Here is a 6,216-nt window from a genome sequence, read left to right on the forward strand (position 1 = left end):
TTGGGGAGGCCAAATGTTTAGAGAAATAAGACGACAAAACAGAATACTGGAAGACGAGGTTCGCATAACCGAACTACTGCAAACTTCCGAATACGGATTCCTCAGTTTAGGAACAACCGAGAATGGTTATGCTTATGGCATACCTATCAGCTACGCATTTGATAAGGAGGGTAACAACATCTATTTCCATTGTGCGCCGGAGGGGCAGAAACTCGATATATTAAGAGGAAATAATAAAGTTTCATTCTGCGTGGTTGGCATTACTAAACCCATCGCCGAACAATTCACAACTCTCTTCGAAAGTGTTATCGTATTCGGCAAAGCCAATATGGATTTGTCTGATGATGAAAAACGAAAAGCCTTGCGATTGCTGGTACGAAAATATTCCCCGGAGTATGAAGAGCTCGGTGAAAAGTACATGGATAAATCATGGAGCCGGACAGCCACATTCAAAATAGAAATAGAACACATTACTGCAAAAGCAAAATATTAACGGGACTATTTCACCACTAGAAATCTAAATTTCATACAGTAAACGCCGTATTTGGTACAAACGTACTAAAACAATTACAAAATATAAAAGATAGAATATACTTTTGTCTCAGTAAACAACCATTGTTTTATGTGATTGTTGGGACTGAATACGTTGACATAAAAGTAAAATATCACTAAAATATATTCTCTCATAATATATTTTAGCGAAAAGTAAGTAGCTTTGCACAACTTTAGAAAAATAGTTTCAGAATCAAATAAAACATTAGATTAAATTGTTGATTGTGAGTACATCTAATAATTCGTATTTTGGTAAGGCGATCTTATTCGTAGCCTTATCTATAGCAGCCTTTTTAGTTTTCAAGGAAGTTTTGCCGGAACGCTTGTTTTCGGAACACGTGGAAGCAAACGAAAATATCCTGATGGATAGCATGGCGCTTATGGCTCAGAGTGATACGACAGAAATACATGACACCCCTGCTATAGTAGAATCGGACAGTGCAAAAGCCCAGGCCTACGAGGAAGTAGATGCCAATTTCAACCCCGCATTAGCAGCCGACGGATATCAAAACCTCAATCGTTTCTATACTAAACTACGCGAACTGCAAGAAACGAAAACAGGCAAAGTAAGAATTGCTTATTTCGGAGACTCTATGAATGACGGAGACTACATAGTACAAGATGTACGCAGCGAGTTTCAGGAAAATTATGGAGGAGAAGGTGTCGGCTATGTAGCAGTATCTTCACTTTCGGCAGGAGCCAGAGGATCCATATCGCACCAGTATTCTAAAAACTGGTTCTCCCAATCATTTATAAAGGTGAAAAAACCGATGAAGCCATTCGGTATAGACGGGCAGGTTTTCTTTGCAAAAGACCCTGCGCAAGCATATTGGGTCAGGTATAAAGCTCAGTCGCAGAAGCATTCTACACAACTGAATAATCCTGTATTATTATACGGCAGGGGGAATAATAGCAAAGCCTACGTTACGGTCGCGGCAGATAAAGATTCGGTTTCCAGCAAGAGCCTGAATCCGGTAAATCTATTAAATACATTATCCCTTTCGTCCCACAATGCCAAATCGATACAGGTCAATTTCCATAATGCAGATTCCATACCTATCTACGGATTCAATTTCGATAACGGAGAAGGCGTGCATGTGGATAATTTTTCTACGCGTGGTAATTCGGGTCTGCCCCTATCCATTCTAAACCCGGCATTAATGAACGCTTTCGACAAGGTATTAAATTATGATTTAATAATCCTTCATTATGGAGCAAATGTATTAGGCTATGGTTCATTAAATTACAATTGGTACGAACGGAATATGACAACAGTAGTGAACAATCTGCATGAATGTTTCCCGAATGCCGACATATTAGTCATCTCCACAGCCGACAGAGCATTAAAGATAGATGGGACTATGCAAACCGATCCTGCTGTGGTACCTCTGGCCAATGCGCAACGGAATTATGCGCGTAAAACTAATTCCGGCTTTATATCCCTGTATGAAGTGATGGGTGGCAAAGGGTCGATGGTAACCTGGGTAGATAACAAACTGGCCAATAAGGATTATACTCACTTCAATGGCTCAGGCTCAAAGAAGGTGGCTAAACTGATATATACTGAAATAGATAAAGGATATACGAAATTTAAAGCGAAACAATAAAGAAAATAACCTGCTGATGAAGTTTGCAAAGAAAATACTACCCCTATTCTTCCTGTTTTTATTATTGCCTGCAATCATGCTATCTGCCAAGGGCAGATACAATAGCAAGGAAACAACGGATAGCGGTGATAATATTTTTGCTAATCAGGCATTACTGTCAGCCGTTTTTGAGAAATTATACAATTTAGAGAAAAACAAGCAAGGCAAAGTAAATATAGTGCATATAGGCGATTCACATATTCAAGCCGACTTTTTCACCAATGCAATCCGGGAAGCTTTGCAGTTTAAGTTCGGAAATGGAGGATTCGGATTTACATTCCCTTACAGCTTGGTAAGGACGAACGGTCCCCGTTATGTAAAATATGCATGTAATGCCACATGGCAGAGCCTTTTGAATGTATATCCTGTTGCCGATGTGGGTGTGGGACTGAGCGGGATAGCGTTGTATACCTCCGCCGAAGACTTCGTCCTGCAACTATCTACACAGGAAGGATATGAATTTAATAAAATAAAAATCATCTACCCTACGAAAGAGCCTCAATACAGAATGTCCGTAACAGCCGAGCCATTACAGGTTTCGTCATCGGGCACTGTCACCGCATCTACTATAGGGATGAGATACCACACTGTAAAAAGTGGGGAAAGCTTATCGGTAATAGGGCGTAAATATGGGGTTACCGTAGCGCAGATAAAGAAAGCCAATGGAATGAAGTCGAATATGATAAGACCAAAGCAGAGGCTTAAGATACCGGTAAAAGCAGGGGCTAGAAGCACCAAGCCAGTACAGGTTAAAGCCCAGATATCCAATATAGCGAAAGACAGTATAGACTATGTGAGTATGGTAACTAAACCCTATTACTCATCCTATACCAGCGATACATTGATGAGCCGTATTACTATTTTACCGGCCGAAAAACAACCAATGTATAATCTAAACGGATTCGTTATAGAAAATGACAAACCGGGTGTCATATACCACTCGATAGGTGTTAATGGAGCAAAACTATCGGATTATAATAAATATCCGTTGTTTTTCGAACAATTGCCTATCCTCCACCCCGATCTCGTAATCTTGTCTTTTGGTACAAACGAGTCGTTCGGAAAGCTATCGGATACGGAATATATTTATCAGATACAGGAATTTGTAGAGAATATAAAAAGACTTAATCCCTTCGCAATGGTATTGGTTATGACTCCACCTCCATCCATGTTTCGCCGGCGCCGGGTAAATACTTATATAACCGACTATAGTAATGCCCTCATGGGACTGAGCAACCTGCCTGTATGGGATTTATATACACGTATGGGTGGAGCATCCGGTATCGCGCCCAAAGGAGAGTATGCACGTCTGATTGCCCGCGACAAAGTCCATTACACCACCAGTGGATATGAGGCTCAAGGACAGCTATTTGCTTCCGACTTTATTGACGCATATAATAATTTTAAGAAGAAAAAGATAAATTGAAAGCACTGTTAAACATAACTGATATATATCTTCCCGATTATATCTCCAGGCTATTTGCGAAACTGGATATTCATTCATGGTTTGTATATAATCCCGAGCACCCATTACTATTCAATAGTCCGTTGTTTCTGGGGCTTTTCCTTGTATTCTATATTATATATGTACTCACAAAGTCTCAGAAGCTTGAGCTTTTCCGTAAGATATATATTATCGTTTTCTCGCTATTCTTCTATTATAAAGCAGGTGGAAATTATTATATACTATTGGTCATTTGCGCAGTCGTTACCCATCTGTTATCAAAAAAGATGTATGAGATAGAGAAACCTTCTTCCCGGAAACTGTTACTTGCACTCATCATCATAGCTAATCTGGGAATGCTATCGTATTATAAATATACAAACTTCCTTATTGATAATATTAACGCTATATTTCACGGCGATTTATCGTTCCAGAATATAATATTGCCTATCGGTATTTCATTCTTCGTATTCGAGGCCATTAGTTATGCCGTGGATCTTTACCGCAAACAGATGGAACCGGCCAGGTCTACCCTCGACTTCTGCTTCTACATCAGTTTTTTCCCTAAACTGGTAGCAGGGCCCATCATCAGGGCAAAAGATTTTCTTCCGCAGATGTACAAAAAACTGCATTTGACGAGGGAGGAGACCAGTACCGCCATATTCCTTATACTGATAGGTCTGATAAAAAAGGCTGTTATATCAGACTATATATCTACCAACTTTGTCGACCGGGTATTTGATTCTCCATTGAGTTATACGGCATTCGAAAACCTAATGGCTGTATATGGCTACACATTGCAGATATATTGTGACTTTTCGGGATATTCGGATATGGCAATCGGACTGGCCTTATTGATGGGATTCACCATTCCACCCAACTTCCTGACTCCGTATAAATCACAATCCATCACCGAGTTCTGGCGTCGCTGGCATATTTCATTGTCATCATGGCTACGCGACTATCTATACATTTCATTAGGAGGGAACCGTAAGGGGAAAATAAGAACCTATGTAAATCTTTTCCTCACAATGCTCATAGGAGGTCTTTGGCATGGGGCATCATGGAAATTCGTTATTTGGGGGGGACTGCATGGAGGAATATTGGTGGTAGAACGTTTCTTCAAACAATTTATAAAAATACCGGACAACCGTTTTACCCGTATTATCTGCATACTATTCACATTCCACTTCGTAGCCTTTTGCTGGATATTCTTCCGCGCAGGTAGTTTCGAACTGGCCGGTGACGTGATTATGAGTATCGGTAATCTGACATTCGCACCACACGACTGGCTGGTTGTACTCGAAGGATACAAGAATGTATTTATCCTCGTCGCCATAGGATATGTTATGCATTTCTTACCTGAAAAGTTTGTGAACAAAGTGAAAACCGGGTTCAACAATACTCCGTTGGTGTTCAAAGCAGGATTGGCAGGATTAGTCTTCTGGTTGGTGTATGCTACAATGTCGAGTGGTCCTCAGCCGTTTATCTATTTCCAATTTTAAACGGTATCACAAAAGTCTTAAAAAAAATGTGTATCCTATGCACCGGATCAAACAATACGCCTTCCACAAGACCAAATACGGCGAAGAGCTGTTGATTGATGTTGTCCGGCTGAAGGATATAAAGATATACCTGAAAGAGGATGCTGTCCATAGGTTAAGCTATCACGATATTACGCTGATTACTGATGGCCATGGAAAGTTTAGAATCGATGAAAAGGATTATTATGTCCGGGAAGGGGATATAATATTCTCCTCACCCAACCAGATACGCTGGTGGGACATAGACAATATTACCGATGGCTACGCACTGATATTTGAAAAAGAATTTCTACTCACGTTCTTCAATGATCCTGATTTTCTGCAACACTTATCATATTTCAGAGACTCGCATACTTTTAGTAAATTAAGTCTGGGTGAAGAATCCGGGCATACTCTCCGGCTGATAAATGAAATTAAACAGGAAATAGACTCTTATAAGGAAAAAGATAAGCATATATTAAGAGCCTTACTATATCAGACACTGAAATCACTCGACAGGATTTATATCCTCAAAAATTCATCTACCGATAATGCCGAAAAACTAAAAAACAGACATGCCGACTCTTTTATAAAACTTGTAGGCATAGAATACAATCAAAACCATTCTATCCGTCATTATGCAGATAAACTCTGTATTACTCCAAATTATCTGAATGAACTGATAAAATCATCAAAGGGAATTAGCGCTAAACAAGTTATTCAGAATAAGCTTATACAAGAAGCAAAGAAAATGCTCTTATATACATCCGATTCCATATCGGATATAGCTGCATCTCTCAATTACGAAACCCCCATGACGTAAAAAAGACGCCAAAGATAATGTAAAAGTTAGCAAAGGCCCTTAGCTTTGGTTATAACCAACTAAAGATTAAGACTATGGAACAGATTACATTTACCCAGGTCGTATCCAGGGGATGCGGCATAGACGTACACAAGAAAGTAGTAGTAGCCACCGTGGATGGCGAAGGCATAAAGAAAACCACACGAGAGTTCTCTACTTTCACGAGTTCTTTGACAGAATTGAGAGAAT

The 6,216-nt window shown here is 39.8% G+C and carries 5 protein-coding genes; all 5 read left to right on the forward strand.

Going from position 1 to position 6,216, the window contains the following annotated elements:
* Positions 1 to 13: 13 nt before the first annotated feature.
* The 5 genes from IR083_RS16600 to IR083_RS16620 all read left to right on the forward strand — a co-directional run bounded on the left by IR083_RS16600 (position 14) and on the right by IR083_RS16620 (position 5,988).
* Positions 14 to 493, forward strand: coding sequence for a pyridoxamine 5'-phosphate oxidase family protein (locus IR083_RS16600; protein WP_194225176.1), 480 nt, complete (start codon positions 14 to 16; stop codon positions 491 to 493).
* Between the two features lie 283 nt (positions 494 to 776).
* A complete protein-coding gene (locus IR083_RS16605; RefSeq protein WP_245532150.1) occupies positions 777 to 2,159 on the forward strand; it encodes a hypothetical protein in 1,383 nt (460 codons plus the stop codon).
* A gap of 16 nt (positions 2,160 to 2,175) precedes the next feature.
* Complete coding sequence (locus IR083_RS16610) at positions 2,176 to 3,624, forward strand: LysM peptidoglycan-binding domain-containing protein (RefSeq protein ID WP_194225177.1); 1,449 nt, start codon at positions 2,176 to 2,178, stop codon at positions 3,622 to 3,624.
* 41 nt (positions 3,625 to 3,665) lie between these two features.
* Positions 3,666 to 5,147, forward strand: a complete 1,482-nt coding sequence (locus IR083_RS16615; RefSeq protein WP_317174754.1) for an MBOAT family protein — start codon at positions 3,666 to 3,668, stop codon at positions 5,145 to 5,147.
* 37 nt (positions 5,148 to 5,184) lie between these two features.
* Positions 5,185 to 5,988 (forward strand): AraC family transcriptional regulator, encoded by an 804-nt coding sequence (locus IR083_RS16620; protein ID WP_242052461.1) that lies wholly within the window; start codon positions 5,185 to 5,187, stop codon positions 5,986 to 5,988.
* Positions 5,989 to 6,216: the final 228 nt, after the last annotated feature.

The organism is Dysgonomonas sp. GY75 (assembly GCF_015234155.1).
GTDB classification, from domain to species: Bacteria; Bacteroidota; Bacteroidia; order Bacteroidales; family Dysgonomonadaceae; genus Dysgonomonas; species Dysgonomonas gadei.

Excerpts from the sequence above, each read along its gene's own strand:
- IR083_RS16620 (WP_242052461.1), top strand. The coding sequence starts at position 5,185 with ATGCACCGGATCAAACAATACGCCTTCCACAAGACCAAATACGGCGAA.
- IR083_RS16600 (WP_194225176.1), top strand. The coding sequence starts at position 14 with ATGTTTAGAGAAATAAGACGACAAAACAGAATACTGGAAGACGAGGTT.
- IR083_RS16610 (WP_194225177.1), top strand. The coding sequence starts at position 2,176 with ATGAAGTTTGCAAAGAAAATACTACCCCTATTCTTCCTGTTTTTATTA.